The sequence below is a fragment of the Pigmentiphaga aceris genome, assembly GCF_008119665.1.
Taxonomy (GTDB): domain Bacteria; phylum Pseudomonadota; class Gammaproteobacteria; order Burkholderiales; family Burkholderiaceae_B; genus Pigmentiphaga; species Pigmentiphaga aceris.
Genome location: NZ_CP043046.1, coordinates 5479026 through 5503553, shown reverse-complemented (window position 1 = coordinate 5503553; position 24528 = coordinate 5479026). Strand labels below are relative to the sequence as shown.

Sequence of the window (24528 nt, the reverse complement as noted above, 5' to 3'; positions counted from 1 at the left end):
ATCGGAGTTGCGATGACTGATACCCCCTCTGAATCGATTCTTGTGACGGGAGCAACTGGGACGCAGGGCGGAGCGGTGGCAAGGGCGCTCGTGCGTGCCAAGTTTTCGGTGAAAGCTCTCGTCCGTGATCCTCGCACCGCGCAGGCGCAAGCACTCGCGAGCTTGGGTGTCGAGTTGGTCGAAGGGGATTTTGACGATGTTCAAAGTCTTGAAGCGGCGATGGACAAGGTTCAGGGTGTCTATTCAGTGCAAATGCCTCCGCATCCAGACGATCAGGATCGTGAGGTACGCACTGGGCTTCGGCTGCTTGAGGCCGCGTACAGAGCCGATGTCAGGACGTTTGTCCATAGCTCCGTTGCAAGGGCTGGCGACCAGACGAACTTTGTCGGCTGGGATGCCGGTCGTTGGTGGAAGCGCTACTGGGAGAGCAAGTCTGAGGTCAATAGCGCGATTGCTGAACGCGGCCTTCAGCACTGGGTCATTTTGAAACCCGCCATGATCATGGAGAACTTCTTGCCACCTAAAGTGCACGGCATGTACCCCACGCTTGCACAAGGAAAGATCGCAACGGCCATCCTTCCCGATACCCGGCTCGACATGATTGCCGCCAATGACATCGCATCATTCGCAGTTGCTGCGTTTCGCGATCCCGCACGTTTCAATGGCCAGTGTATCGATCTCGCTGCGGCGTCCTTAACGATGGAAGAAGTTGCATCAACACTCAGCATCGGAACCGGACGCCAGGTATTGGCACAATCGCTGACGGAAGAAATGGCGAGAGCGCAAGGAAACAGTGCGGGTCTGGTGTCCAGTCAAGTCTGGGATAACGTGGAAGGGTACAAAGTGGACATCCACGCAGCAAAAAGCTGGGGTATTCCACTGACGTCATTTGAGCAATGGGTTGATGCACACAGTGAGGCTCTCAAGGCCGTAATCGGTGAGAAAGTCGACTCAGCTGAGCCTGGACGTTGAGCATTCAAGGTCTGGGCCACACAGTATGGGGATACATCCTGATTCTTACGGGCCTCGACTTGCTGATTACGGCTTATCGATTCTGATTCACCTGCTGCGAACTTGTTGCGTCCAGCATGCCGTCCTTTGCAATCAACCCGCAACCAACCCCGTCACGCGTCGCGGTGCGCGCATGTTTGCTAAGTGCATGCCAGGCAGAATCAGCAGCATGCCGGCCAGGTGATACAGGTGTGGCAGTTCACCCAACAAAGGCCATGCCAGCAATGCGGCATACAGCGGCACCAGGAACATGCTGGTGCCCGCCACCGCTGGACCGGCCTCTGACACCAGTTTGCCGAAGACCATGTAAGCCCCCAGGCTGGGCACCAGCGCCAGGAACCCCAAGGTCAGCGCCAGACGCGGGTCGCCAAAGGCGGGCAGGCCGTCGATCATCGCCTCGACACCTGCAAACGGGGCCAGCACCAGCACACCGCCCAACATCAGCGCACCCAGGCGCACGCCCTGGTCCAAGTCTGGCAAACGACTGTGTTTGAGCAACACGGTATACAAGGCCCAGCCGCACGCGGCCAGCAAAACCCACAGATCACCCTTGCCAAACGACAGGCCCAGCAAGGCGTTGAAATCGCCCCGCGTCAGCACGATCAGCACGCCTGACAACGCCAGCATCAGGCCAGCAGCCTGACGGCGGTTCATCTTCACGCCCCACACACCAGCTTCCAGCGCCAACACCAGCATCGGTGAGATCGAGAAAATCAGGCCGATGTTGGTGGCCGAGGTGGTCTGCGCACCAATGTACTGCGGGGCTACGGCGACCCCCATGCCAAGTGCTGCCAGCGCCAGCAACTGCGGCGCGGCGGCGAGCAGCAGATGGCGTTGCTGCCAGACACGTCGGGCAATGAAAGGGGCCAGCAGCAACAACGCCGTTGCCCAGCGACCAAAGGCCAGGAACACCGGCGGCAACCCGGCATCGTGCGCCCAGCGGCCCGCCACCATGTTGGCGGCAAACAGCGCAGGCGCGCCCAGGATCATGGCGATAAGCACCCAGCGAGGAAGGGCAGAGCGGGCGGAAAGGGCTTGGGAAGAAGCCATGCTGCACACAGAAAATTAGATATGACGCGAGTGCGCCGTTACCTGATCACTCTACCTATGGCCGCAGAAATATCTTCCCATATTGCACTGCACAAACCGGGTGTTTGAAGAATAAAATCCTGTTTGGTGGTTGAGGTGAAAAATTATCTACTTTCAGGGCGATTGGGCATGAGTACGCAGTTGGAGTTGGACGACATCGACCGGAAAATCCTGCGCGAATTGCGCTCGGATGGACGGCTCAGCAACCTCAAGCTGGCAGAGAAAGTTGGCCTGTCGGCCACGCCTTGCTGGAACCGGGTGCGGGCGCTGGAAGAACGTGGTGTGATCGAAGGCTACGCCGCCTTGCTCAACCACAAGGCGATTGGCGTGCCGGATACGGTGATCATCGAGGTGACGCTGGATCACCACGACGATGAAGCCCTGGACCGCTTCGGCCGTGCGATTGCGGTGCTGCCCGAGGTGCTGGAGGCCTATCTGGTGACAGGCGAGTACGACTATCTGATCAAGGTGGCGGTTGCCGGCACGGAAGGCTACGAAGACTTCCTGCGTCGCAAGCTATACAAGCTGCCCGGGCTGCGGCACAGCCGGTCTACTTTTGCGTTGCGGTGTTTGAAGCGGGTGGCGTCGGCGGTGCCTTGAGTGCTGTCCGGAGCCGCCACGATCATTTCGTTTTGACGCTCAACCCTTTTTCATCGTCCGCATGAATAACACCAAGCAGATAGCGGTGATCGGCAAGGTGTTGGCATTCATTGTCCACAGGCCGTACAGATTGAGTGGAAGAATGATTGCGGCCAAAATATATCGATAGATTTTCGTTCTTTTTATTTCTGCCTGGATTGGGATTTGTGCGGGAGGTGCTTCATCTCGGCGGTCAGATTGGGCTTGTGGTTGACCACGTTCCAACTTGTTGCGTCGGTGTCGCAGCCATCCCCAGATACCCATCCATGGCAGCGAGATCGCCAATGCGATGCGACCGAGGTCATACTTGAACTGGTCTTCTGCGCGCACCCGATCGCGGAGCATTTCCCGGTCAATATAGAACCGGTCAGTTCGCATGGCCAATAACTCGGGCAGGGCATTGTGTCGTTGAGGTGGTTCATACGCGATGGAGACTTGATCTCCAACGCTCGTTTTTTCCCATTCTCTGAACATCATGTCGACCCCAGCTGGCACGAGCACTTTGTACTGTTTTCCATCTGTCCCATGAATGGCAAGGACAGAGTCGGGATGCGAATTGCGCACGCTTCTGGACTCGTGGATCACATTGATCACGGTTCCGTCCACCCTTATGGATTCACGAACCGGGACTTCTTTTCTTGGCAAGTGATAAAGAAACACCACGCAGGCGCCGTAAATGGCGCACGCGAGAAGGATGACGAACACTGGGTGAGTTGGGAGCGGGCGCGAGTTTGCCATTCCTGGGGAACGTCTCCAGATAGGAAGTGTTTGGATGCGACAAGGCCGGCCAAGCTGGCGTGGGCAGGTAGCGATTGCGCCAAAGATGATGCTTGGCAAGCGAGAGCATGCGCAGGCGCGCACCTTAACACCGTGAAAGCTCAGGCGATGTGAGGGCTAATACAGACTGCGTGTTTGATGCCGTGCACGGGTCGAAGCGCTTGGCGCATAAGGCTTGGGATCGAGCTCAGCTGGATGATCCTGCTGGGTTGTCACTTCAGCTTCACACCTCAAGGCCGAAGCAAAATCCCTGTACCGGCTGGTGGGCTTGGGCGTGGCAACGCGACGCGTACTGTGTCGCCCTGATAGTCCAGCACCACTTCTTCGGCGGCTACCGTGCGCACGCTCAGTCCGTCTTTGATTGTCTGGCCGACACGCCAGGCTTGAGCAGGCCCGCCGTCAAAAGACAACACCGCCACGCCACGGCTGCCGGTGGCGATGATGCCGGACACTGCGACGCGCAGGGGGGCACGGCCGGTGGGCGGGGTGCCGAACCAGGCGGCCAGCGGGGCGGTGTCGAGTCTGGTCTGTACCGCGCGACTCGTTGCGGGTGGAATAGGCCCGGGCAACGGTGCAAACAGCAATGCCGTCCATAAGCCAACGCCGCCGGCAAGTGCTGCCAACGCAAGGTAGCGTACTGAGGGTTCTAGGCGGATGGGAAGGCTTAAAGACATGGGTGGAACCGGGATGCTGTGTTTCATTAAATCATGGCTATATCGTCACGAAGATGACAGTGCATGCCGACAACCGCTTTTTGGTCTGCCCCGTATTCAACAAAAAGGGGTGCCTGAAAAAGGCACCCCGATTTGCACTGCGCTCACGCTGTTGAACAGCAGCGCTCAGTAAGCGGATCAAGGGGCCGGGGCCGGTGTTGCTCTGGCCCTGGCCGCTTGTTTGCCATGCGGGGCAGCGGCCCCGTATGGCACCTATTGCATTACATGGCACCGTCGCCCAGAACGATACCTTCGCGACGCGGGTCCACGCCGCCTTGCAGCACGAACTTGCCATCCTTCTGAACACGCATGATGGTGGCTACGCCGCTGGACTGTGCCCCGGTCGAGACCGTGTGGCCCATGCTGCGCAGACCTGCGACCAGCGCCGAGGTGTCGAGCGTGGTGTTGGCTCCGTCCACGTTGGTGGTTGCACTGTTGCTGGCACCGAAGTTCACCAGCGATGTCGCTTGCTGGGCATCCAGGTTCCAGTCGAGTGCGCCGACCACGGTCTTCAGCACGTACTGGATGATGACGCCGCCGCCAGGCGAGCCGGTGGCCATGACGAAGTCGCCGGGTGCCGTGCCACGGAACACCATGGTAGGTGCCATGGTGCTGCGCGGGCGCTTGCCGGGTGCCACACGGTTGGCCACGAGGTTGCCTGCCGCATCACGCGGGTTGGCCGAGAAGTCGGTCAACTGGTTGCTCAGCAGGAAGCCGTTGGTCATGTGATACGAACCCAGGCTTGCTTCGACGGTAGAGGTGATGGTCGCCACGTTGCCGTAGGCATCAACGATGGTGAATTGCGTCGTGCCATTCTCCTTCGTCGTGTCGATGCCCAGCGGGACATCACCCAGATTGCCGGCCTGCGCCGTGCCCATGCTCTTGGTCTGGTCGATCAGCGCTGCGCGGTTGCGCAGGTAGGCCTTGTCGAGCATGGTGGACAAGCCATTGCCCGGCAGCGGGATGTAGTCGGTGTCGGCTACGTACTTGTCGCGGTCGGCATAGGCCAGGCGTTCGGCTTCTGACACCAGGTGCACGCCCATGGTGCTGGGCACACCGCCTTCGTTGGTGGGATTGAGCGGCGGGTACAGCGACAGCTGGAAGTTCTCCAGGATGCCGAGCGACTGCGCAATGGCGATGCCACCCGACGACGGCGGTGCCATCGAGCAGACGTAGTAGGCGCGGTAGGTGACGCAGGCCGGATCTCGCTTGACCGGTTTGTAGTCAGCCAGGTCTTTCAGCGTCATCACGCCGGGGGTGATCGGCGTCTTGGCTGCGTCGTCGCCCACGCTTTGCGCGACCTTGTTGACGATGGCCTGTGCGATCGGACCGGTGTGAAGTGCGTTGGCACCTTGTGCAGCCAGCGCTTTGAGCGTGTCCGCATAGGGCTGGTTCTTCATGCTCTCGCCAGCCGCATAGGTGCTGCCGTCGGCCTTGAAGTAGAGCGCCACGGCATTGGCATCCAACGCAAGGCTGGTTCGTGAGCCTTGGAGTGCCGCGCCCATGCGGGCCGGCACCAGGAAGCCGTTGGAGGCCAACGAAATGCCGTTGTCGAACAGCTTGTCCCATTTGAGCTTGCCGTGTTCGCTTTGTGCGGTTTCCAGCATGCGCATCACGCCCGGGACACCGATGGAGCGACCGCTGCGGCGCGCATTCGGGACGGGGGCGGGGGAGCTGGCGTCTGCCTGGTCCTGGCGCATCAGGTAATAGGCGGTGGCGGCTGCCGGTGCTTTTTCACGACCGTCGTAGGCCGTGATTTTCTTGGTAGCGGCGTCGTAGTACAGCATGAAGGCGCTGCCGGCGATGGTGCTGGACTGCGGTTCGACCAGTCCCAGCACGGCTTGCACGGCAACGGCCGCATCGGCAGCGGTGCCGCCTGCCTTCAGGATGTCGCAGCCTGCTTTGGTCGCCAGTGGGGTGTTGGCGACGACCATGTAGCTGTTCGAGTGTTTGGCGGTACGGCCGAGGGTGTAGCCCGACGCTGGCTCTGGTGCGGCAGGGTCGCCGGCCATGCCCGAGCCAACGGTGATGGCCGAACCATTGCTGCCAAGACTGGCGCAGCTGTTCGGATTGCTGTCGACCAGCAGATCGACTTTGGCTTCACCGTCTCCGTCGCCACCACCACCGCAGGCAGCCAGTGCCAACACCGCGCTGACAGGCAGTGCGACATACAAAGATTTGTGTATTGTTTTTTTCATCCGAAGATGGTCTCCAATGGATTGAAGCCATGAGCCGCCAAGGGGAAGGCAGGTCACGGCTCAGACGCGACGGTCGGTCTTTTTTTGCTGAATAATTATACCCAGGGGAAATATTTTTCCCAATGCTTACATGCGCTACACCTGTGCGATGTAACAGGAGAGCGGCTCAGGTCCCAGGGGTGGAAACCGCCTGCTGAGCCAAGGTGCAGGTTCAAAGATATTGAGAAAGAAATTTAAAATATCAAATGCAATGGCTGGTTTGATATTTGTGGTTTTGATATTAATAATTGGATTGTGAATATCTGCTTGATATCAATATGAAAAAACTCGGGTATTAATTTTCAGTATTATCATCCGCTTGCCATTGCGCAGCGCAGATCCATTCGAAGCACCGAATTGCGCCTGACCACTGATGTGCATGGCGTACTTGCCCCTGGACCCCGGACCGACCGCAAGTTCATCCACGAATGACAGATCCATGTCGATGGTTTGTCATCAATATGTCTTGTCTTATAGTTACGATCCTTGCGCTCACACACATGAAATAGGGGTCTTTCCTTGCGTCGCTTGTACATCCGCTCTCGACTCAGCACGTCACGTCAACGTGGTTTTACGTTAATCGAGCTGATGGTGGTGGTGGTGATCCTGGGCATTCTGGCCGTCATGGTTGTGCCGCGTGTGCTCGACCGGCCGGATCAGGCTCGGGTGATCGCTGCGCGTCAGGATATCGCTGGCGTGATGCAGGCGCTGCGTCTGTACCGGCTGGACAACGGCCGTTATCCAACCAGTACGCAAGGACTGCGTGCCCTGATCGAACGGCCTGCTGGTAACCCGCCGCCCGCCAACTGGCGTCAGTCGCTGGAACGCCTGCCGACCGATCCCTGGGGCGCGCCCTATCAGTACCTGAATCCTGGTGTGCATGGCGAGATCGATGTGTTCTCGTTCGGAGCCGACGGTCAGCCCGGCGGGGAGAACAATGATGCCGATATCGGGTCTTGGGAACTCTGATCGCCGCGGCTTGCGTCAGCACGTTGGCTCAAACGTTTTCGCAAGCGTTCGTCAACCGGCAGGTCACGACGCACGCGGCTTCACGCTCATCGAATTGCTGGTGGTGCTGGTGATCGTGGGCATCGCCGCGACCGCTGTCACGATACAGAGCGGACCCGGTCCACAGCAGGTGCTGCATCAGGATGCTTCACGCCTGATGCAACGTTTTCTGGCTGCGCAAAACGAAGTTCGCGCCGATGGCCGTCCCATTACCTGGGTCTATGACGACACGGGTTATCGCTTTGCGCGCCGTGCGCCCATTCCGTTGACGAATTCGCCGGTGACGCAGGCCGCTGCGGCCGCGCTGCCACCTGACACCTTCGAGGGCGACGAGCTGCTGAAAGGACGCACCTGGGCGCAGGCTCCGGTGCAGGTCGATGTCACCCCGCGCGGCGCGCCGGTGTTCACGGCGGAATGGATTGCGGCACCCTTGACGGTGCGTCTGGTGGCCGGCAATGCCAGCGTGTTGGTGGTGCGCGACGCGGCCGGGCGCTATAGCGTGCAATGACACAGGTATGCACCGCGACGCAGCCCAGCGTGGGTGTGACTCTGAGTCACGCTCGTGTTGTTCACAAGGTTCGCGATCAAGGCTTCACCTTGATCGAAGTGCTGGTGGCGCTGGCCATCGTGGCCGTTGCGCTGGCTGCATCGGTGCGGGCAGTCGGCATGCTGTCTTTCAACGATCGTCTGTTGCGCGACAAGTCGCTGGCCGCCCTGAGCGCAGGCAATCGGCTGGCGGAACTGCGTCTGGAAAAACGGTTTCCGGATATCGGCAGCGTGCGCGCGCCTTGTCCACAAGGGCGCTTGATGCTGGAGTGCGAACAGCGTGTGTCCAGCACACCCAACCCCAGTTTTCGGCAAGTGAGTGTGCGCGTAAGCCCCGCAGGGCGACCGACGGAAATGCTGGCCGAGGTCAATGGCCTGGTGTCGGCCTTGCCATGAATCCGGTGTTCATCAAGCGTGCCTTGTCTGACAGACCGACCCTGCTAAAGCGCACCAGGGCGGGCAGTCGCGTTGGTGCCGCAGCAGGCTTCACGCTGATCGAAGTGATGGTTGCCATTTCGTTGATGGCGATTGTCGCGATCCTGTCCTGGCGCGGTCTGGACAGCGTCAGCAAGGCAGGCGAAAGAATCGATGCCTCTGCCGCCGATACCGAAGTGGTGTTGCGCAGCGTCGGGCAACTGTCGCGTGACGTGATGCTGCGCGCGCCCGTTGGCGTCTTGCCCATGCCGCCAGTGCCCACGGGCACCAACGTGCCAACGACCTTGCTGCCTTCGTCAATATCGGTCGATCGACGGCTCGATGGTTCGCTGGTATTTGGCATCGTGCGCGCAGCGGTGGGTGAGCCGGGCAACTGGCAACGGGTGGCCTGGTCGGTGGATAACGGCGTGCTGCGCCGGCGCATCGGGCTGGCGGCGAGTGTGTTGCCGTTGCCTTCCGTGGATGGAGCCATCGACCCCACGCGCAACCCGGTTGCCGAGGTGATGCCCGATGTGCAGGGTTTGTCGCTGCGCGCGTGGGTGCCGCAGCGTGGGTGGGTTGGTTTGCCCGCCGCCGACGGCCTGGTGGCCGCAACGGGGCTTGAGGTGGCGATTGTGCGCAATGGTCCGACCGGCCCCGAGACCTTTCGGCAGGTGATGGTGTTCGAATGAGCGCGTACCTGTCGACCGCCTCCTCACGCCAACGCGGCATGGCTGTCATCGCTGCCTTGTTGGTGGTGGCCGTAGCCGCTGTGCTCACGGCAGGCCTGTTCCAACGCCAGGCTACCCTTGCACGCGGCATTGAAAACGATCAGTCCCGCGAACAGGCGCGCTGGCTGTTGATAGCAGGCATCGACTGGGCGCGGCTGATTCTGCGCGCCGATGGTCGTCGTCATGCCACCACGCGTGGTGACCAACTGTGGGCAACGCCGATTGCCGACATGGAAGTCAGCCGCGCCGGCAGCGCACAGCAGGCCTGGTTCTCCGGGTTTGTCGAAGACGAACAGGGCAAATTCAATCTTGCGACGCTGGCGATTGGCGGGCAGGTGCGCGAAAACAGCGTGCTGGCTTTGCAGCGTCTGAGTGCCGGTCTGTCCTTGCCGCCTGACTTGGCGGCGCGCATTGCAAAACGCGTGGCCGAAGGTCAGTACCGCATGGACGGCCAGACCGTGGTCGGCTTGCCCGGGCGGCCCGGCCTTGCTGCATTGGATGACCTGCGCAGCGTGGACGGCATCGATGCCAAAGCGATCCAGGCGCTGCATCCCTATGTGTCAGTGCTGCCCATCGAAAACGCCACCGTCAATGTCAACACGGCATCGCCTGAAGTGCTGAACGCCGTGGTGCCCGGCCTAGGCATCGGCACGGCACGACAACTGGTCGCCGCGCGTGAACGTGGACAGTGGTTCCGCGATCGCGCTGATTTCATCAACCGACTGCCGCAGCCTCTGCCCGAGGCCGGCGATGCAAGCCTCGACGTGGGCAGTGAATGGTTTCTGGTCACCGGCACCGTGCGCCTTGCCCGTGCAGACGCACGGGTGCAAGCACTGCTTCGCCGCCAAGACCAGCAAAGCCCACGCGTGATCTGGCTACGAGAACTCTGATGCGACATTTGCTGCGCGTGGCCTTGCCGCCCCTGCGTGAACTGGGGCCTCACACGGTCCTTCCCTTCGTCCTGCTGGATCGCGCTCGCACGGTGCTGCGCAGCGGCGCGCTGGCGCTCGACGCCATCGCAGCAGCCATGCCGGGCGTGCGCATCGAAGCCGTACTGGATGCGGGCGACAGCGTGCAGGGCACGGTCACCGTGCCGCCCTTGCGCGGCCCGCGTCTGGACGCCGCGGTGCGTGGTGCCGTCGAACCCATGGTCCTGGGTGATCCCGACGCGCTGGCGGTGGGTCATGGTCCGCGTGACGAAGCAGGCCGCGTCGATGTGGCCTGGACCGATCGGGCGCAGTTGCTGCGCGCGTGGCAATTGTTTGCGGATGCACGACTGGATGTCGTTGGCTGGATTCCGCTGGCCTGTCTGGATGAAACCGGCAACACCGTGTCACCGCTGCGTGATGCCACAGATGCGCGTTGGCAGGCTGCATCGCCGGGCTGGTCACTGGCCGATGCGTCCTTGCGGCCGCGCGGTGGCGGGCATGCGCCGTGGCGGCGTGCCCTGGCATGGAGCGGGGTGGCCGCTGCCGTCTGGATACTCGGCCTGAACGTGTACGCCGCCCAGCGCAGCGCGGAAGCAGATCGTCTGCGCAGCGACATGCGGCGGCAGTTGGCTAGCGCCTTTCCTGACATCCCCGTGATTGTCGATCCGGTGCGTCAGGCCACCCAGCGGCGCGATACCTTGCGCGCGGCGCAAGGTGCGCTGACCGAGTCCGATTTCCTGCCGCTCAGCTTGGCGGCAACGCAGGCCTTCGACTTCGCGGGCGATCAGATATTGCGCCTGCGTTATACGGCTGGCACGACCAGCGAATTGCGCATCACCCCGGCCGCAGGCCTGACGGTTCCGCCCGCCGCGCGTCTGGCGCGGCAAGCCGCTGCCTTCGGCTTGTTGGCGGCCGCCGCAGACGATGGTTGGGTGGTGCGTCGAGGCACGGCAGGTGCAGAACAAGGCGGGCTGCAAGTCAGGGCCGGTGCGGGGCAGGGGCGTTCACAATGAGTCAGACCATGAGCCCGGCTCGCCTCTTTGCTGCACGCATGCAGGGGCGCGCCCAGACCATTCAGATTGCCCTGTCCCGCCGTTGGCAGGCCTTGTCGATGCGCGAGCGCAAAGGCATGGTCCTGGTCGCTGCGGTGCTTGGCGTGGCGTTCACCTGGTCAGTGTTGATCGACCCGGCCATGCGCAGCTTGGCGCGTGCCGAGGTGGATATCCCCCGCTTGCAGGCACAGCGCGCAGAACTGGATGCACTGGTCCGCGAAGCGCAGACGCTGGGTGGTCGGGCGCAATCCGCCTTGCCCGCGTCAGCGCAACAGGAAGGTCTTGCGGCCAGCCTTGCCGCTGCTGGCCTGAGCAGCGCGGTGGTCGCCACACAAGATGACGAAGGACGCTGGCAGTTGGCCATCAGCGACGTGCCTGCGCCCGTGCTGATGCAATGGCTGGCTGACATTGTCGAGCCGATCCGCCTGCGCCCGACTGCCCTGGACTTATCGCGTGTCACCGATGCCGGTGGGCGTCCGGTGCCAGGTCGGGTTCGCGGCACCGTGCAACTGGCCGATATCGCTGATCCAGAGGCGACACGATGAGCACCCGTCGCCGTATGGCCGCGTCGATCGGGCTGGTCTGTATCGCGATTGCCGCCGCCCTGGCCGTGATGCCTGCACGGTGGTTGTTGCGCGTCTTGCCCGATCGTGGACTGGTGGCCTTGGTCGATGCCGACGGCAGCATCTGGCAAGGCCGTGCGCAACTGGCCTTCGGTCCCCCGGGGAACCGTCGCAGTCTGCCGGCGCGTGCGGCATGGTCGTGGCGCTGGGCGGGTGGCCCGGCGGTGTCGATCGTGCATCCGTGGTTGGAATCGCCCTTGTTGCTGCGCCTGTCGGGTCGGGATGTGGTCTTGCCCGCCAACATGCTGCGCCTGCCAGCCGACACCTTGAGTGCCCTGGGTGCACCGTTCAACACCTTGCAGCCGACGGGCGAGCTGATGCTTCGCTGGCCCGCACAACGCCTGAGCGGTGGTGTGCCGCAAGGCGAGTTGCTGACCCTGCAATGGGACGATGCCGCCGCTGCCTTGTCGCGCATCCGTCCGCTTGGCAGTTATCGCGCGCGGCTGACTGGCGATGGTCGTGGCATGGACCTGGGTATCGACACCTTGAGTGGCGTGTTCCAGGTGCAAGGCACTGGCCGCTGGGAACGCGGCGCACTGCAATTCAGCGGGGCGGCGCAGGCGGCCGCCACCGCCACCTCTTCACAACGAGAAGCCTTGCAAGGTCTGTTGTCGGCACTGGGCCGACGCGACGGCGACCGCGCGCTTCTCGACATCCGATCACTACGATAAAAACGGCGTCTCTTATGACCGTGAACGTGCTTCGTCTTCCTTTCTTCGCCCCGCGCACCATTGCGCATGTCGTGGCTGCCTTGATGCTTGGTATCAGCCAGCACGCCTTGGCTGCCGATTCTGTTCCGGGAGGCGCACCCGCGCAGCTTGGCACGCCTGCCGGCAACGAGCGTGTGGTGCTCAATTTCGTCGATGCCGAATTGCCGCTGGTGGTGCGCGCGCTAGCGCAGTTCACTGGCCGCAACTTCCTGGTCGATCCGCGTGTGAAGGGTCAGGTGACCCTGGTGTCGGATGCGCCCGTCTCACCGAACACGGCCTACAACATGCTGGTCGGCGCACTGCGCATGCAGGGCTTCTCGGCCGTCGATGTGGGCGGCGTGACCCGCATCGTGCCCGAGGCCGATGCCAAGTTGCAGGGTGGGGCGGTGGGCGGCACTGGCGCGGGTGGTGAACTGGCAACCCGCACCTTCCGGCTGAACTACGAGAACGCGACCAACCTGGTGCAGGTATTGCGGCCGATGATCTCGCCCAATAACCCGATCAATGCCTATCCGGGCAACAACACGCTGGTCGTCACCGACTATGCCGACAACCTGGAACGCATTGCACGGGTGATCGCCAATATCGACACGCCTTCGGCCATCAATACCGATGTGGTGCCGATCCGTCATGGCGTGGCGTCCGACGTGGCCATGCTGGCTTCGCAGCTGCTTGATGGCGGCCAACAAGCCGACGCCGGCCAGCGCATTGCGGTGGTTGCCGATCCGCGCAGCAACAGCGTGCTGCTGCGTTCCAGCAGCCCGGCGCGCACACGCCTGGCGCGTGAACTGGTGGTCAAGCTCGACAACCCGGACGCGCGTCCGGGCAACCTGCATGTGGTCTATCTGCGCAATGCACAGGCCACCAAACTCGCCGAGGTGCTGCGCGGTGCATTGACCGGGCAGATGGATTCACAAAGCGATTCTTCGTCGAGTGGCAGCCTGTCCGGCAATGGCAGCAGCGGGTTGGGTGGTCTGGGTTCCAGCAGCAGCAACGGCAGCGGCGGTTTTGGCAGCAGCAATGGCTCGGTCATGGGCAACACCGGCGGCACCATGGTCAGCGCGGGCATGGGTGGCGGCATCGGTAGCCAAGGCATGGGTCGCAGCAATAACAGCAGCAGCAACAACGGCACCAAGCCCGTCGGTTTCTCGGCCGGTGGCGCAACCGTGCAGGCCGATCCCACGACCAACACCCTGATCATCTCGGCACCCGATCCGCTGTATCGCAGCCTGCGCGAGATCATCGATCAGCTGGATCATCGTCGTGCCCAGGTGCTGGTGGAAAGCCTGATCGTCGAGGTGTCCACCGACCTGTCGGCCGAGGCCGGCATTCAGTGGGCTGGCGGCGGTCGCTCCGTCGTGGGGGGCACCAATCTGGGCGGCTCCGGCTTCAATCCTTCGGGTCTGACCACGCTCGATGTGCTGGGCAGCGGCCTGTCGCTGGGTGTGCTGCGTGGCACCGTCAACATCGCGGGCGTCGAGGTTGCCAATCTGAATCTGTTGGCGCGCGCCTTGCAATCGCGCGGTGGTGCCAACATTCTGTCGACGCCGAATCTGCTGACCCTGGACAACGAACAAGCCAGCATCGTGGTCGGCAAGACCGTGCCTTTCGTCACGGGTCAGTACATCACCTCTGGCGGTGGCACCAGCAACAATCCCTTCCAGACCGTGCAGCGTGAAGATGTCGGCCTGACCTTGCGTGTGCGCCCGCAGATTTCCGAAGGCGGCACTGTCAAGCTTGAGATCTACCAGGAAGTCAGCAGCATCGACGAACGTCTGACCAACAGTGCCGGCATCGTCACCAACAAACGTGCGATTGAAACCAATGTGTTGGTCGATGACGGCCAGATCATTGTGCTGGGCGGCTTGATTGAAGACACCGTCAGCGAAGTGCGCCAAGGCGTGCCGGTGCTGTCAGATATCCCGCTGTTGGGCGGTCTGTTCCGCTACGACACGCGTCAGCGCGGCAAGACCAATCTGATGGTGTTCCTGCGTCCGTACGTGGTGCGCGACGCGCAAGGCGGCAATCGTGTCACGCTGGATCGCTACGACTACATGCGTCGTCTGCAAAGCCAGATGCAGCCCGGCGACCATGCGGTGCTGCCGACCATGGGGGCACCGTTGCTGCCGCCGGCACAGGTGCCGTCCGTGCCCGCCACGCCGGTCGCCTATGACCTGCGCCCGCAAGCCCAGGTCGATCTGACACGCGCGCAGCCGCCCGTGACCGAAACCATGGAAAGCCCGCGTCAGTTGCCGGGCCTGGTCGTTGACCGCATGCAGGCAACCAGCCGAGGTGCAGGCGTCAACATCGCCAGTGACCCGGCTGCGCTGTATGCCATTGAAGATGTGGATGTGACCGTCTTGCAGGTGGCCAGCACCGAGAGCCAGCGTGCTGCCGATGTAGAGGTTGCCCAGTTGGCGGCTGCCGGCTTGGTGGGCTTGGTGGACCTGGCTCCGGGCGGCGGTGAATGGCGCGTGCGCATCCAGGTGCCGCGCAATGCACGGGCGTTGGATGAGTCGATCGCCAAGCTGCGCGGATTGGGTTACACACCGCAGTTGGTGGCGCGGCCATGAGCACGGTGAGCAATGCGGGCATGCACGCAGCAAGCCCGTCGTCAGCTGCCGCGCCCCGTACATTGCCCATGCGGCCCTTGCCCTACGGCTGGGCGCGTGACCAGCGTGCGCTGCTGGTGCAGCGTGCCGACGGTCCGCAACTGACCATCAGTGAACGCACGCCCGCCTGGGCGCTGGCGGAACTGCGTCGCACCTATGGCGAAATCGCGCATCGCCAAGTGGCTGATGCGGAACTGGAAACCCTGCTGGCAGCGGCCTACGCCGAGACCGATGACGCGGCCTCGGTCGTCGGTGCCGCCGAAAACGAGATCGATCTTGATCGGCTGATGCAGGACATCCCCGAGATTGCCGACCTGCTGGACACGCAGGACGACGCGCCCGTCATCCGCATGATCAACGCCTTGTTTACGCAGGCGGCACGCGATGGCGCAAGCGATATACATATAGAGGCTTTCGAGCATCATTCGGTGGTGCGCTACCGCGTCGACGGCACGCTGCGCGATGTGGTCAGCCCCAGAAAGGGGCTGCATGCCGCGCTGATCTCGCGCATCAAGATCATGGCGCAGTTGGACATTGCGGAAAAACGGTTGCCGCAGGACGGGCGTATCGCGCTGCGGGTGGGCGGTCGGCCCATCGATGTGCGGGTGTCTACGCTGCCCACCGGGCATGGCGAACGCGCCGTGCTGCGCCTGCTGGACAAGCAGGCTGGGCGTCTGGAACTGGAAAAGCTGGGCATGGCGGCCGAGCGCCGCGACCAGCTGGACCGCCTGATCCGCCAGCCGCACGGCATCGTGCTGGTAACCGGGCCGACCGGCAGTGGCAAGACCACCACCTTGTATGCCGCGCTGGGCCGGCTCGATGCGTCGACCCGCAATATTCTGACGGTAGAAGACCCCATCGAATACGACTTGCCTGGCATCGGCCAGACCCAAGTGAATGCGCGCATCGACATGAGTTTTGCGGCGGCGCTGCGCGCCATCCTGCGGCAAGACCCGGACGTCATCATGGTGGGCGAAATCCGCGATCTGGAAACGGCACAGATCGCCATCCAGGCATCGTTGACCGGTCACCTGGTGCTGGCCACGCTGCACACCAATGATTCGGTGTCGGCCGTGACCCGCTTGACCGACATGGGCGTTGAGCCTTTCCTGTTGGCGTCATCGATGTTGGGCGTGCTGGCACAGCGCCTGGTGCGCCGCCTGTGCGAGCACTGCCGCGAACCGGTTGCGGGTGAAGACGGCAGCGTGCAATGGCGTGCGGTGGGCTGCCCGGCCTGCGGCAATAGCGGTTATCGCGGTCGTACCGGCATTCATGAACTGTTTGTCATCGACGATAGCGTGCGCAGGCTGATCCACGCGCGCGCAGACGAAGAAACGCTGCGTGCCGCCGCCGCCGAGGCCGGCATGCATACCATGCGCGAGGACGGTCAGCGTTGGGTCAGAAGCGGTGCCACTACCCAAGAAGAAATCGTGCGAGTCACGCGCGATACCTGATGGGCTGAGGGGATGCGGAGGCGGCCGGGATTAGCCCCAGGCTCGTCGCCGCACCTGTCGCCTTCATACGCTTTACCGCTTCGGACTGTCTGCCCACGCAGCACCTGCGTCCCTCACGGAATATTCCATGCCTTCTTTTCGTTTTGAAGCCAGCGACGCCACGGGTCGCCTGGAACGCGGCCTGCTTGATGCCGACTCCGCCCGTTCAGCGCGTGCTGCGCTGCGGGCGCGCGGCTTGGCCCCGCTGGATGTGCAGCTTGTGGATAAAGCCCGTGCTGCCGGCAGTCGCTTCGGCCGCCGTCTGTCCGATGCCGATCTTGGCTGGATGACTCGCCAGCTGGCCAGCCTGTTGTTGGCGCGCCTGCCCTTGGAAGCCGCGCTCAGCGCCACGCTGGAACAAGCCGGCAACGCCCACCTGGCCGCAACGCTGGCCGCCGTGCGTGCTGACGTGCGCGCCGGTCACCGCCTGGCCGACGCGTTGGCCGCTCGTCCGCGCGACTTCCCCGAAATCTACCGTGCCCTGATTGCGGCGGGCGAGGCGTCGGGCGACTTGTCGCAGGTGATGGAAAAGCTGGCCGACTGGGTGGAAGAGCGCAACGCCCTGCGCAGCAAGGTGCTCACGGCGTTCATCTATCCGGCGGTCGTGGGTGCGGTGTCGGTGCTGATCGTGATTTTCCTGCTGGCCTATGTGGTACCGCAGGTTGTCAGCGCGTTTTCGCAGGCCCGACAGGAATTGCCCACGCTGACCCGGGTGGTGCTGGCCCTGTCAGGTTATGTACGCGAATACGGCGTGTTGACCGGCATCGGCCTGGCGCTTGCCTGGGCGGGCGTCGTGGCCATGCTGCGCAACCCGACCACCCGCCTGGCCTGGCACCGACGGCAGTTGCGTCTGCCCCTGGTCGGACGCTTTGTTCTCGGCCTGAACGCCGCGCGTTTTGCGTCAACCTTGGCGATCTTGACCGGCAGTGGCGTGCCTTTGCTGCGTGGGCTGGATGCGGCACGCGACACGCTGGGCAACGATTACCTGCGTCATTGTGTCTCTGACGCCACGTCCCGTGTGCGAGAAGGCGCGCCCTTGGCGGCTGCCTTGCAACGCCAGCAGGTCTTCCCGCCGCTGCTTGTGCACCTGACTGCAAGCGGTGAGCGCACAGGTGAACTCAGCCCCATGCTGACACGCGCATCCCTGACCCTGTCACGGGAACTGGAGCGTCGCGCACTCGCCATGACCGCCTTGCTGGAGCCAATGACGATCCTGGTAATGGGCGGATTTGTGCTTGTAATCGTGCTGGCGGTGCTCATGCCCATCATCGAATTGAATCAACTCGTTAAGTAATTCATTTAGATGAGTAAAGCCGGAACTTCGTAAAAAGCGGGGTAATCCCTGAAGATTTGTTGCAAAATGTCGTTAAATGCAACTTGAGTAGTGTCTTTGAAGCGTGCGGCTGTGTGCATGCCCACGCGGGCTCTGGCATATAAGAAAATCCACGGAGGGACCATGAAAAAGATTTTCTCGTTGGGTCGGCGTTCGCTGTCTCGACAGGTATTGGTGGTGGCGCTATCAGTCGCCATGCTGATCACCGGCGTAACAGTGGCTGCTGTTGCCTGGTTCACCACCAAGGCCGCCGTGGCCAACGTGGGCAACCAAATGGCTGAGTCGCTGCAAAGCATCTACAAAAGCCTGGAATTTGCCTACAACGCCGCCAATACACGCGCTGAACAGCAAATGTTCACGTATCTCCGCATTCTTGGCGAACTGCCCTCCATGGGCACCAATCTCGTCGAAACCGGCAAGGCCGGCATGGTTCCCGCACTGACGGCGGGCGGCGTGGTGCTCAATGCCAATACCCAACTGCTGACCAATGTCCGTGATGTGACCGGAGCCGAAGCCGAAGTGCTGGTCCGTCACAACGGTGCCTGGGTGCGTGCATCGACGCTGCGCCTGGACGCGCAGGGCATGTCGATGCTGGGTGCCCCGTTGGACGCCAAGTCGCCGCTGACCAAGCTGCTGGACGTGGGCGATCAGGCAACCGCCATCGTCAACGAAGGCGGCGGCTGGAGCGCCGTGCGCGTGTGGCCGATCAAGGACAGCACTGACACCGTGGTTGCCGGTCTGGCGCTGTATGTCGACCAGACCATCGAAGTGTCCGACATGCTGGAATACCTGCGCACGGCATCCGTGCTGAAGGTGGGCAAGCTGCACGTGGTCGGCCCCGGCACCGATGGCCGCCCGATGCTGCTGGTCGATTCCAGCGACGAACGCAAGATGATCGACGACATCTTCAAGGGTCGCGATCTGGCTACCGTGCAGAACATGCTGAACACCGAGCGCGGTTTCATCGAAGATCGTTTCGAGCGTGACACCGACTCCCAGCTGCGTGCATGGCGCAAGTCGCCTCAGTGGGGCTGGACCGTGATCGTCGACGGCGAAAAAGACGCTTTCCTGGCGCAGGAATACCAGAACATCCTGGTGCTGATCGGCCTGTTGGTGGGCGGCGGCATTCTGACCGCACTGCTGATCTCGTGGCGTACCGCTGTCACGCTGGGACCGGTCAAGCAGGTCGTTCAGGGCATTTCGCGTCTGGGTGAAGGCAATTTGACCGAAGATGTGCCGCGTGGCCCGAAGGGCTCGCGCAATGAAATCCACATCATGGCCGAGCAGATCAACCTGACGCGTGAACGTATCGCCGAACTTGCGCTGCAAATGAATGCCACCGGCAACCAGGTGGCCAGCGCCAGCACGCAGACCCTGGCCTCGCTGCACCAGATCGGTCAGGGCACGGTCGTGCAGTCCGAAGCGGCCAGCGGTGTGGCTGCTGCAGTCGAGCAACTGTCGGTGTCGATCTCGCAAATTGCCGACAACACCGTCGAAGCCAACGGCTTCTCGAAGGAATCGAGCGACGCGGCTGCCGAAGGCGCTGCCGTGGTCACCGCCACCGTGGACGACATCGAGCGTGTCGCGACGCTTGTGACCGAGACTGCCGATACCGTCGGTCGCCTGGAAGCCTCCTCGCGTCAGATTTCCGCCGTGGTCAAGACCATTCAGGAAATCGCCGACCAGACCAACCTGCTGGCGCTCAATGCCGCAATCGAAGCAGCTCGCGCCGGGGAAGAAGGGCGTGGCTTCTCGGTGGTGGCCGACGAAGTCCGCAACCTGGCCGAGCGCACCAAGCAATCGACCTCGCAGATCGCCGGTGTGATCGCCGAATCGCAACGCCAGACCAAGCTGGCTGCCGAAGCCATGCGTGTGGTCAACACCGACATGCAGCGCTCTGCCCAGGGCGCACGCGATGCCGGTACCGTGCTGGGTCGCATCCGCGAAGCCACGGCACGTACCGCATCTGTCATTGCCGACATCTCGAACGCCGCTGGCGAACAGAAGTCTGCGTCGGAACAGATTGCGCTGCGCGTCGAACAGATTGCTCAGTACACCGAGCAGTCGGCAACGGCGGTTCAGCAGTCGGTCACGGTGGCCGAGTCCCTGCAAGATCAGGCTCGCGCACTCGACACCGCCATCCGCACGCTGCGTACGTGACAGCCCGCGCGGCGACGCAATGTCGCCGCGTATTAAACTGGCCCCCCTTCGCCGCTTCCGGCAGGGGGTGACCAGCGCCAGTTGCGCCGGCCTGGTGGGAACCTATTGGGCTAGCCAATGCAATACACGTCTACCGAACTGATCGCGACCTGCCTGTTTGCGTTGGCGATCATTCATACCTTCTCCGTCCCCGTATTTGCGCGTCTCGCCCACCGTGGCGGGCCGCACGCCGGCGCCTGGCATCTGCTGTCCGAAGTCGAGGCGGTATTTGGCGTCTGGGCCTTCGTGCTGCTGGCCGCCATGGTCTTGCTGTCGGGCACCACGGCCACGATTGCCTATATGGACAGCCGCAACTTCACCGAGCCGCTGTTCGTCTTCGTGATCATGGTGATCGCGGCCAGCCGCCCGGTGCTGGTGCTGGTCGACGGATTGGTGGCGAGCCTAGCGCGCGCGCTGCCCGGTACCCCGGCTGTCACCGCATACTTCCTGACGCTGGGCCTGGTGCCCTTGCTCGGCTCGCTGATTACCGAGCCGGCTGCCATGACCTTGGCCGCAGTCATGCTGCGCGACGCAAGTTTCCGCAACGTCCCGCTTCTGCGCTTCAAATACGCCACGATTGGCGTCTTGTTCGTCAACGTGTCGATTGGCGGCGTGTTGACGGCCTATGCCGCTCCGCCGGTGCTGATGGTGGCAAACACCTTCGGCTGGGATTCAAGTTTCATGCTGGCCAACTACGGCTGGCGTGCTGCCTGCGCGGTGCTGGTCAATGCGTCCTTGCTGACCTGGCTGTATCGCAGCGCACTGCGCGATGCGCCCCTGGCACCAGCCGCCACGCCACGCCCGGTGCCGCGCATCGTGACTGCCGTGCATATCGCTTTCCTGATTGGCGTGGTACTGACCGCACATCACCCCGCCATCTTCCTGGGCCTGTTCCTGCTGTTCCTGGGCTACACCGAGGCATACAAGACCTACCAGGATCGTCTGATGATCAAGGAGGGGCTGATGGTCGGCTTCTTCCTGGCAGGTCTGATCGTGCTGGGCGGCCTGCAGAAATGGTGGTTGCAAGACTTGCTGGGCAGCTTGTCGCCGATGGCGTTGTACTGGGGGGCGACGCTGCTGACGGCGGTGACCGACAACGCCGCCCTGACTTACCTTGGATCACTGGTCGAAGGCACCAGCGACGCATGGCGCTACATGCTGGTGGCCGGTGCCGTCACGGGCGGCGGCCTGACGGTGATCGCCAACGCGCCGAATCCTGCGGGATTCTCGATCCTTCGCACGCGTTTCCCGGATTCCGCCATCGCGCCTTTGCCCCTGTTTCTGGGCGCGCTGCCGCCCACGGCGGTGGCAGCTGTGTTTTTCCTGCTGCCTGTTTGAGCACCATCCTGCCGTTACAACAAAAAGTGGCTAAAATTCAAGGTTTTCCCGGGTTTTGCGGGGAGCGTGTCTAGGCTCGTCGACTGCGCTCAGGCCAGTCACGCCGCGCAACGCCCGTTGACCCTCGTGGTCGCCACACCGCCATCAGCACATCGGGACTGTGTCCCAGGAGTTTTGCAGTGCCCATCTACGCGTACAAATGCAGCGAATGCGGCTTCCAGAAAGACGCGTTGCAGAAGATGTCCGACCCGAAATTGACGCACTGTCCGTCGTGCAATCAGGAAACCCTCGTCAAGCAAGTGACGGCAGCGGGTTTCCAGCTCAAGGGATCGGGCTGGTATGTGACCGATTTCCGTGGTGGCAGTGGCAAGACTTCCGAAGCCGCAACCGGACCGAGCAGCGACGCAGCCCCCGCACCCGCACCGGCTGCTGCGCCGGCTCCGGCACCTGCTCCCGCGCCGGCCGCCGCCAAACCGAGCGCGTCCTGAGCGCACGGCTGACGGCAAACCTGGAAACCTTGTGTTCAAACGCTATTTCGTCACGGGCCTGCTGATCTGGATTCCCCTGGTCATCACGCTGTGGGTCTTGAATCTGATCGTCACCACCCTGGAAGGGGTGGTGCCGACGATACTCACCTCCGAATACCTGTTCGGCCGCCACATTCCGGGCTTCGGCTTCCTGCTGGTGGTCGTGGTGGTGTTGTTGACCGGTCTGACGACGGCCAACCTGCTGGGCCGCAAGCTGGTCCAGGGCTGGGAATCCATTCTTGGCCGCATCCCGCTGGTGCGCTCGATCTACAACTCGGTCAAGCAGGTCAGCGACACGGTTCTGGCACCGAACGGCCAGGCGTTTCGCCAGGCCGTGCTGGTGCAGTATCCGCGCCAAGGCTGTTGGACCATTGCTTTCCTGACCGGCGTGCCGGGCGGTGAAGTGGCGCTCAAGTTGCCGGGCGACCACGTCAGCGTCTACGTGCCGACCACCCCGAACCCCACGTCGGGATTTTTCCTGATGATCCCGCGCGCCGACGTCGTCGAACTCAGCATGAGTGTCGATGCGGCGCTGAAATACATCGTGTCGATGGGCGTGGTTGCGCCTGCCGGCGGCACCATCCCACCCCGGAGCACCTGAGCGCGCTTGCGCCCTCCGGCTTCGCCCCTTATCTCATCGGAGCATTCATGCGTACGTGCTACACCGGCCTGGTTTCCAGCGAACACCTTGGACAAATCGTCACCCTGTTCGGTTGGGTGCATCGTCGCCGCGACCATGGCGGCGTGATTTTCATCGACTTGCGTGATCGCGAGGGTCTGGCCCAGGTGGTCGTTGACCCCGATCGCGCCGAGACGTTCAAGATCGCCGAAGGCCTGCGTAACGAGTTCTGCATCAGCATCAAGGGTCTGGTCCGCGCGCGTCCCGCCGGCACCACCAATGCTGGCCTGAAGTCGGGCGAGATCGAAATCCTGGCCCACGAAATCGAAGTGCTGAACGCGTCGGTCACGCCGCCGTTCCAGCTCGATGACGACAACCTGTCGGAAACCACGCGCCTGACGCACCGTGTGCTGGATCTGCGTCGCCCGCAGATGCAGAACAACATGAAGCTGCGTTATCGCGTGTCGATCGAAGTGCGCAAGTACCTCGACTCGCTGGGCTTCATCGACATCGAAACGCCGATGCTGACCAAGAGCACGCCCGAAGGCGCGCGCGACTACCTGGTTCCCTCGCGTGTGAACGCCGGTGAATTTTTCGCGCTGCCGCAATCGCCGCAGCTGTTCAAGCAGCTGCTGATGGTGTCGGGTTTCGACCGCTACTACCAGATCGTGAAGTGCTTCCGCGACGAAGACTTGCGCGCTGACCGCCAGCCCGAATTCACCCAGATCGACTGCGAAACCTCGTTCCTGACCGAACAACAGATCCGCGACATCTTCGAGGCGATGATCCGTCACGTCTTCAAGACCGTGCAGAACGTCGATCTGGAAGAGCCCTTCCCGGTGATGCCGTGGAGCGAAGCCATGCACCGCTTCGGTTCGGACAAGCCCGACCTGCGCGTGAAGCTGGAATTCACCGACGTGACCGACGTGGTCAAAGATGTCGACTTCAAGGTCTTCGCCTCGGCGGCCAACGCAGAAGGCGGCCGTGTGGTTGCCCTGCGCGTGCCGGGCGGCGCCGCCATGCCGCGCAGCGAGATCGATGCCTACACCCAGTTCACCGCCATCTACGGTGCCAAGGGTCTGGCCTACATCAAGGTCAACGAAATCGCCAAGGGTGTCGAAGGTCTGCAATCGCCGATCGTCAAGAACATCCACGCTGCGGCCCTGACTGAAATCCTGACCCGTTCGGGCGCGCAAGACGGCGACATCCTGTTCTTCGGTGCGGACAAGGCCAAGGTCGTCAACGACGCCATCGGCGCGCTGCGCATCAAGATCGGCCACAGCGAATTCGGCAAGAAGCAAGGTCTGTCGGAAACCGGCTGGAAGCCGCTGTGGGTGGTCGACTTCCCGATGTTCGAATACGACGAAGAAGCCCAGCGCTACACCGCTGCTCACCACCCCTTCACCAGCCCGAAGGACGGCCATGAGGACTTCCTCACGACCAACCCGGGTCAGGCGCTGGCCAAGGCCTACGACATGGTCCTGAACGGCTGGGAAATCGGTGGTGGCTCGGTCCGTATCCACCGCGAAGAAGTGCAGAGCAAGGTCTTCCGCGCGCTGAAGATCGAAGCCGAAGAAGCCCAGGAAAAATTCGGCTTCCTGCTGGACGCCCTGCAATACGGCGCGCCCCCGCACGGTGGTATCGCCTTCGGTCTGGACCGCATCGTCACCATGATGACCGGTGCCGAATCGATCCGCGACGTGATCGCCTTCCCGAAGACCCAGCGTGCTCAGTGTTTGTTGACCCAAGCTCCGTCGCCGGTCGACGAGAAGCAACTGCGCGAACTGCACATCCGTCTGCGCAACGTGGAAACCAAGCCGGCCGCGTAATACCCGCGCCGTGCGTGGCGTGATCGCAAAAACCCCTTTGCGATCACGAGCGCTGCACTCAAGACATCGATCGACATACCCCAAGCCTGTTTTTCAGGC

The 24528-nt window shown here is 62.6% G+C and carries 22 protein-coding genes; 18 read left to right on the top strand and 4 right to left on the bottom strand.

Annotated elements, in window-relative coordinates:
* Positions 1 to 12: 12 nt before the first annotated feature.
* Positions 13 to 972, top strand: coding sequence for an NmrA/HSCARG family protein (locus tag FXN63_RS23655; RefSeq protein WP_187395009.1), 960 nt, complete (start codon positions 13 to 15; stop codon positions 970 to 972).
* A 132-nt stretch (positions 973 to 1104) separates the two neighbouring features.
* Here the strand turns inward: FXN63_RS23655 and FXN63_RS23650 are convergent, their stop codons facing one another.
* Positions 1105 to 2061, bottom strand: a complete 957-nt coding sequence (locus FXN63_RS23650) for a DMT family transporter (RefSeq protein WP_246164957.1) — start codon at positions 2059 to 2061, stop codon at positions 1105 to 1107.
* Between the two features lie 168 nt (positions 2062 to 2229).
* Here FXN63_RS23650 and FXN63_RS23645 point away from each other — a divergent pair, with 168 nt between their 5' ends.
* Positions 2230 to 2700 (top strand): Lrp/AsnC family transcriptional regulator, encoded by a 471-nt coding sequence (locus FXN63_RS23645; protein ID WP_187395008.1) that lies wholly within the window; start codon positions 2230 to 2232, stop codon positions 2698 to 2700.
* Positions 2701 to 2739: 39 nt separating this feature from the next.
* Here FXN63_RS23645 and FXN63_RS23640 read toward each other — a convergent pair whose 3' ends face one another.
* From FXN63_RS23640 to FXN63_RS23630, 3 genes are all read right to left on the bottom strand, one after another.
* Positions 2740 to 3477 carry a hypothetical protein gene (locus FXN63_RS23640; protein WP_148817966.1) on the bottom strand — a complete coding sequence of 246 codons (738 nt, stop codon included), beginning with the start codon at positions 3475 to 3477 and terminating at the stop codon, positions 2740 to 2742.
* A 269-nt stretch (positions 3478 to 3746) separates the two neighbouring features.
* Positions 3747 to 4190: a type II secretion system protein N gene (locus FXN63_RS23635; RefSeq protein ID WP_148817965.1), complete on the bottom strand. Its 444-nt coding sequence runs from the start codon at positions 4188 to 4190 to the stop codon at positions 3747 to 3749.
* A 260-nt stretch (positions 4191 to 4450) separates the two neighbouring features.
* Positions 4451 to 6427 (bottom strand): gamma-glutamyltransferase family protein, encoded by a 1977-nt coding sequence (locus FXN63_RS23630; protein ID WP_148817964.1) that lies wholly within the window; start codon positions 6425 to 6427, stop codon positions 4451 to 4453.
* A gap of 558 nt (positions 6428 to 6985) precedes the next feature.
* Between FXN63_RS23630 and gspG the strand changes: the two genes are divergently transcribed.
* From gspG to aspS, 16 genes are all read left to right on the top strand, one after another.
* Positions 6986 to 7435 carry a type II secretion system major pseudopilin GspG gene (gene gspG, locus FXN63_RS23625; RefSeq protein WP_148817963.1) on the top strand — a complete coding sequence of 150 codons (450 nt, stop codon included), beginning with the start codon at positions 6986 to 6988 and terminating at the stop codon, positions 7433 to 7435.
* Positions 7436 to 7445: 10 nt separating this feature from the next.
* Positions 7446 to 7982, top strand: a complete 537-nt coding sequence (locus FXN63_RS23620) for a prepilin-type N-terminal cleavage/methylation domain-containing protein (RefSeq protein ID WP_222863961.1) — start codon at positions 7446 to 7448, stop codon at positions 7980 to 7982.
* Positions 7983 to 8011: 29 nt separating this feature from the next.
* Positions 8012 to 8416 carry a type II secretion system minor pseudopilin GspI gene (gene gspI, locus FXN63_RS23615; protein ID WP_246164956.1) on the top strand — a complete coding sequence of 135 codons (405 nt, stop codon included), beginning with the start codon at positions 8012 to 8014 and terminating at the stop codon, positions 8414 to 8416.
* Positions 8413 to 9126 (top strand): PulJ/GspJ family protein, encoded by a 714-nt coding sequence (locus FXN63_RS23610; protein WP_148817961.1) that lies wholly within the window; start codon positions 8413 to 8415, stop codon positions 9124 to 9126. Before gspI ends, FXN63_RS23610 begins: the two co-directional genes overlap by 4 nt.
* Positions 9123 to 10055, top strand: coding sequence for a type II secretion system minor pseudopilin GspK (gspK, locus tag FXN63_RS23605; RefSeq protein WP_148817960.1), 933 nt, complete (start codon positions 9123 to 9125; stop codon positions 10053 to 10055). The genes FXN63_RS23610 and gspK overlap by 4 nt, the downstream gene beginning before the upstream one ends.
* Positions 10055 to 11107, top strand: a complete 1053-nt coding sequence (gene gspL / locus FXN63_RS23600) for a type II secretion system protein GspL (RefSeq protein ID WP_148817959.1) — start codon at positions 10055 to 10057, stop codon at positions 11105 to 11107. Before gspK ends, gspL begins: the two co-directional genes overlap by 1 nt.
* 8 nt (positions 11108 to 11115) lie before the next feature.
* Positions 11116 to 11691 (top strand): type II secretion system protein GspM, encoded by a 576-nt coding sequence (gene gspM, locus FXN63_RS23595; RefSeq protein ID WP_187395007.1) that lies wholly within the window; start codon positions 11116 to 11118, stop codon positions 11689 to 11691.
* On the top strand, positions 11688 to 12440 hold the full coding sequence (gspN, locus tag FXN63_RS23590; protein ID WP_148817957.1) for a type II secretion system protein N: 753 nt from the start codon (positions 11688 to 11690) through the stop codon (positions 12438 to 12440). Before gspM ends, gspN begins: the two co-directional genes overlap by 4 nt.
* Before the next feature lie 83 nt (positions 12441 to 12523).
* Entirely contained in the window at positions 12524 to 15052 is a 2529-nt protein-coding gene (gene gspD / locus FXN63_RS23585; protein WP_148819760.1) for a type II secretion system secretin GspD, read from the top strand.
* A 20-nt stretch (positions 15053 to 15072) separates the two neighbouring features.
* Positions 15073 to 16545: a type II secretion system ATPase GspE gene (gene gspE / locus FXN63_RS23580; protein WP_246165277.1), complete on the top strand. Its 1473-nt coding sequence runs from the start codon at positions 15073 to 15075 to the stop codon at positions 16543 to 16545.
* A 127-nt stretch (positions 16546 to 16672) separates the two neighbouring features.
* Positions 16673 to 17878 carry a type II secretion system inner membrane protein GspF gene (gene gspF, locus FXN63_RS23575; protein ID WP_148817956.1) on the top strand — a complete coding sequence of 402 codons (1206 nt, stop codon included), beginning with the start codon at positions 16673 to 16675 and terminating at the stop codon, positions 17876 to 17878.
* Between the two features lie 162 nt (positions 17879 to 18040).
* The gene (locus FXN63_RS23570) at positions 18041 to 20077 is read left to right on the top strand and encodes a methyl-accepting chemotaxis protein (protein WP_187395006.1); all 2037 of its coding nucleotides are present in this window, start codon (positions 18041 to 18043) and stop codon (positions 20075 to 20077) included.
* 117 nt (positions 20078 to 20194) lie between these two features.
* The gene (locus tag FXN63_RS23565) at positions 20195 to 21454 is read left to right on the top strand and encodes a putative Na+/H+ antiporter (RefSeq protein WP_148817954.1); all 1260 of its coding nucleotides are present in this window, start codon (positions 20195 to 20197) and stop codon (positions 21452 to 21454) included.
* A 179-nt stretch (positions 21455 to 21633) separates the two neighbouring features.
* The gene (locus tag FXN63_RS23560) at positions 21634 to 21942 is read left to right on the top strand and encodes an FmdB family zinc ribbon protein (RefSeq protein ID WP_148817953.1); all 309 of its coding nucleotides are present in this window, start codon (positions 21634 to 21636) and stop codon (positions 21940 to 21942) included.
* Between the two features lie 31 nt (positions 21943 to 21973).
* Positions 21974 to 22582, top strand: a complete 609-nt coding sequence (locus FXN63_RS23555) for a DUF502 domain-containing protein (protein WP_148817952.1) — start codon at positions 21974 to 21976, stop codon at positions 22580 to 22582.
* A gap of 47 nt (positions 22583 to 22629) precedes the next feature.
* Positions 22630 to 24429 (top strand): aspartate--tRNA ligase, encoded by a 1800-nt coding sequence (gene aspS, locus FXN63_RS23550; RefSeq protein WP_148817951.1) that lies wholly within the window; start codon positions 22630 to 22632, stop codon positions 24427 to 24429.
* The last annotated feature ends 99 nt before the right edge of the window (positions 24430 to 24528 follow it).

What these genes read in the sequence shown, in the direction of transcription:
- FXN63_RS23570 (WP_187395006.1), top strand. Translation starts at nt 18,041, where the DNA reads ATGAAAAAGATTTTCTCGTTGGGTCGGCGTTCGCTGTCTCGACAGGTA.
- gspL (WP_148817959.1), top strand. Translation starts at nt 10,055, where the DNA reads ATGCGACATTTGCTGCGCGTGGCCTTGCCGCCCCTGCGTGAACTGGGG.
- FXN63_RS23655 (WP_187395009.1), top strand. Translation starts at nt 13, where the DNA reads ATGACTGATACCCCCTCTGAATCGATTCTTGTGACGGGAGCAACTGGG.
- FXN63_RS23650 (WP_246164957.1), bottom strand. Translation starts at nt 2,061, where the DNA reads ATGGCTTCTTCCCAAGCCCTTTCCGCCCGCTCTGCCCTTCCTCGCTGG.
- gspD (WP_148819760.1), top strand. Translation starts at nt 12,524, where the DNA reads ATGCTTGGTATCAGCCAGCACGCCTTGGCTGCCGATTCTGTTCCGGGA.
- FXN63_RS23635 (WP_148817965.1), bottom strand. Translation starts at nt 4,190, where the DNA reads ATGTCTTTAAGCCTTCCCATCCGCCTAGAACCCTCAGTACGCTACCTT.
- FXN63_RS23640 (WP_148817966.1), bottom strand. Translation starts at nt 3,477, where the DNA reads ATGGCAAACTCGCGCCCGCTCCCAACTCACCCAGTGTTCGTCATCCTT.
- gspF (WP_148817956.1), top strand. Translation starts at nt 16,673, where the DNA reads ATGCCTTCTTTTCGTTTTGAAGCCAGCGACGCCACGGGTCGCCTGGAA.
- gspM (WP_187395007.1), top strand. Translation starts at nt 11,116, where the DNA reads ATGAGCCCGGCTCGCCTCTTTGCTGCACGCATGCAGGGGCGCGCCCAG.
- FXN63_RS23565 (WP_148817954.1), top strand. Translation starts at nt 20,195, where the DNA reads ATGCAATACACGTCTACCGAACTGATCGCGACCTGCCTGTTTGCGTTG.
- gspN (WP_148817957.1), top strand. Translation starts at nt 11,688, where the DNA reads ATGAGCACCCGTCGCCGTATGGCCGCGTCGATCGGGCTGGTCTGTATC.
- FXN63_RS23630 (WP_148817964.1), bottom strand. Translation starts at nt 6,427, where the DNA reads ATGAAAAAAACAATACACAAATCTTTGTATGTCGCACTGCCTGTCAGC.
- FXN63_RS23610 (WP_148817961.1), top strand. Translation starts at nt 8,413, where the DNA reads ATGAATCCGGTGTTCATCAAGCGTGCCTTGTCTGACAGACCGACCCTG.
- gspK (WP_148817960.1), top strand. Translation starts at nt 9,123, where the DNA reads ATGAGCGCGTACCTGTCGACCGCCTCCTCACGCCAACGCGGCATGGCT.
- gspE (WP_246165277.1), top strand. Translation starts at nt 15,073, where the DNA reads ATGCACGCAGCAAGCCCGTCGTCAGCTGCCGCGCCCCGTACATTGCCC.
- FXN63_RS23645 (WP_187395008.1), top strand. Translation starts at nt 2,230, where the DNA reads ATGAGTACGCAGTTGGAGTTGGACGACATCGACCGGAAAATCCTGCGC.
- aspS (WP_148817951.1), top strand. Translation starts at nt 22,630, where the DNA reads ATGCGTACGTGCTACACCGGCCTGGTTTCCAGCGAACACCTTGGACAA.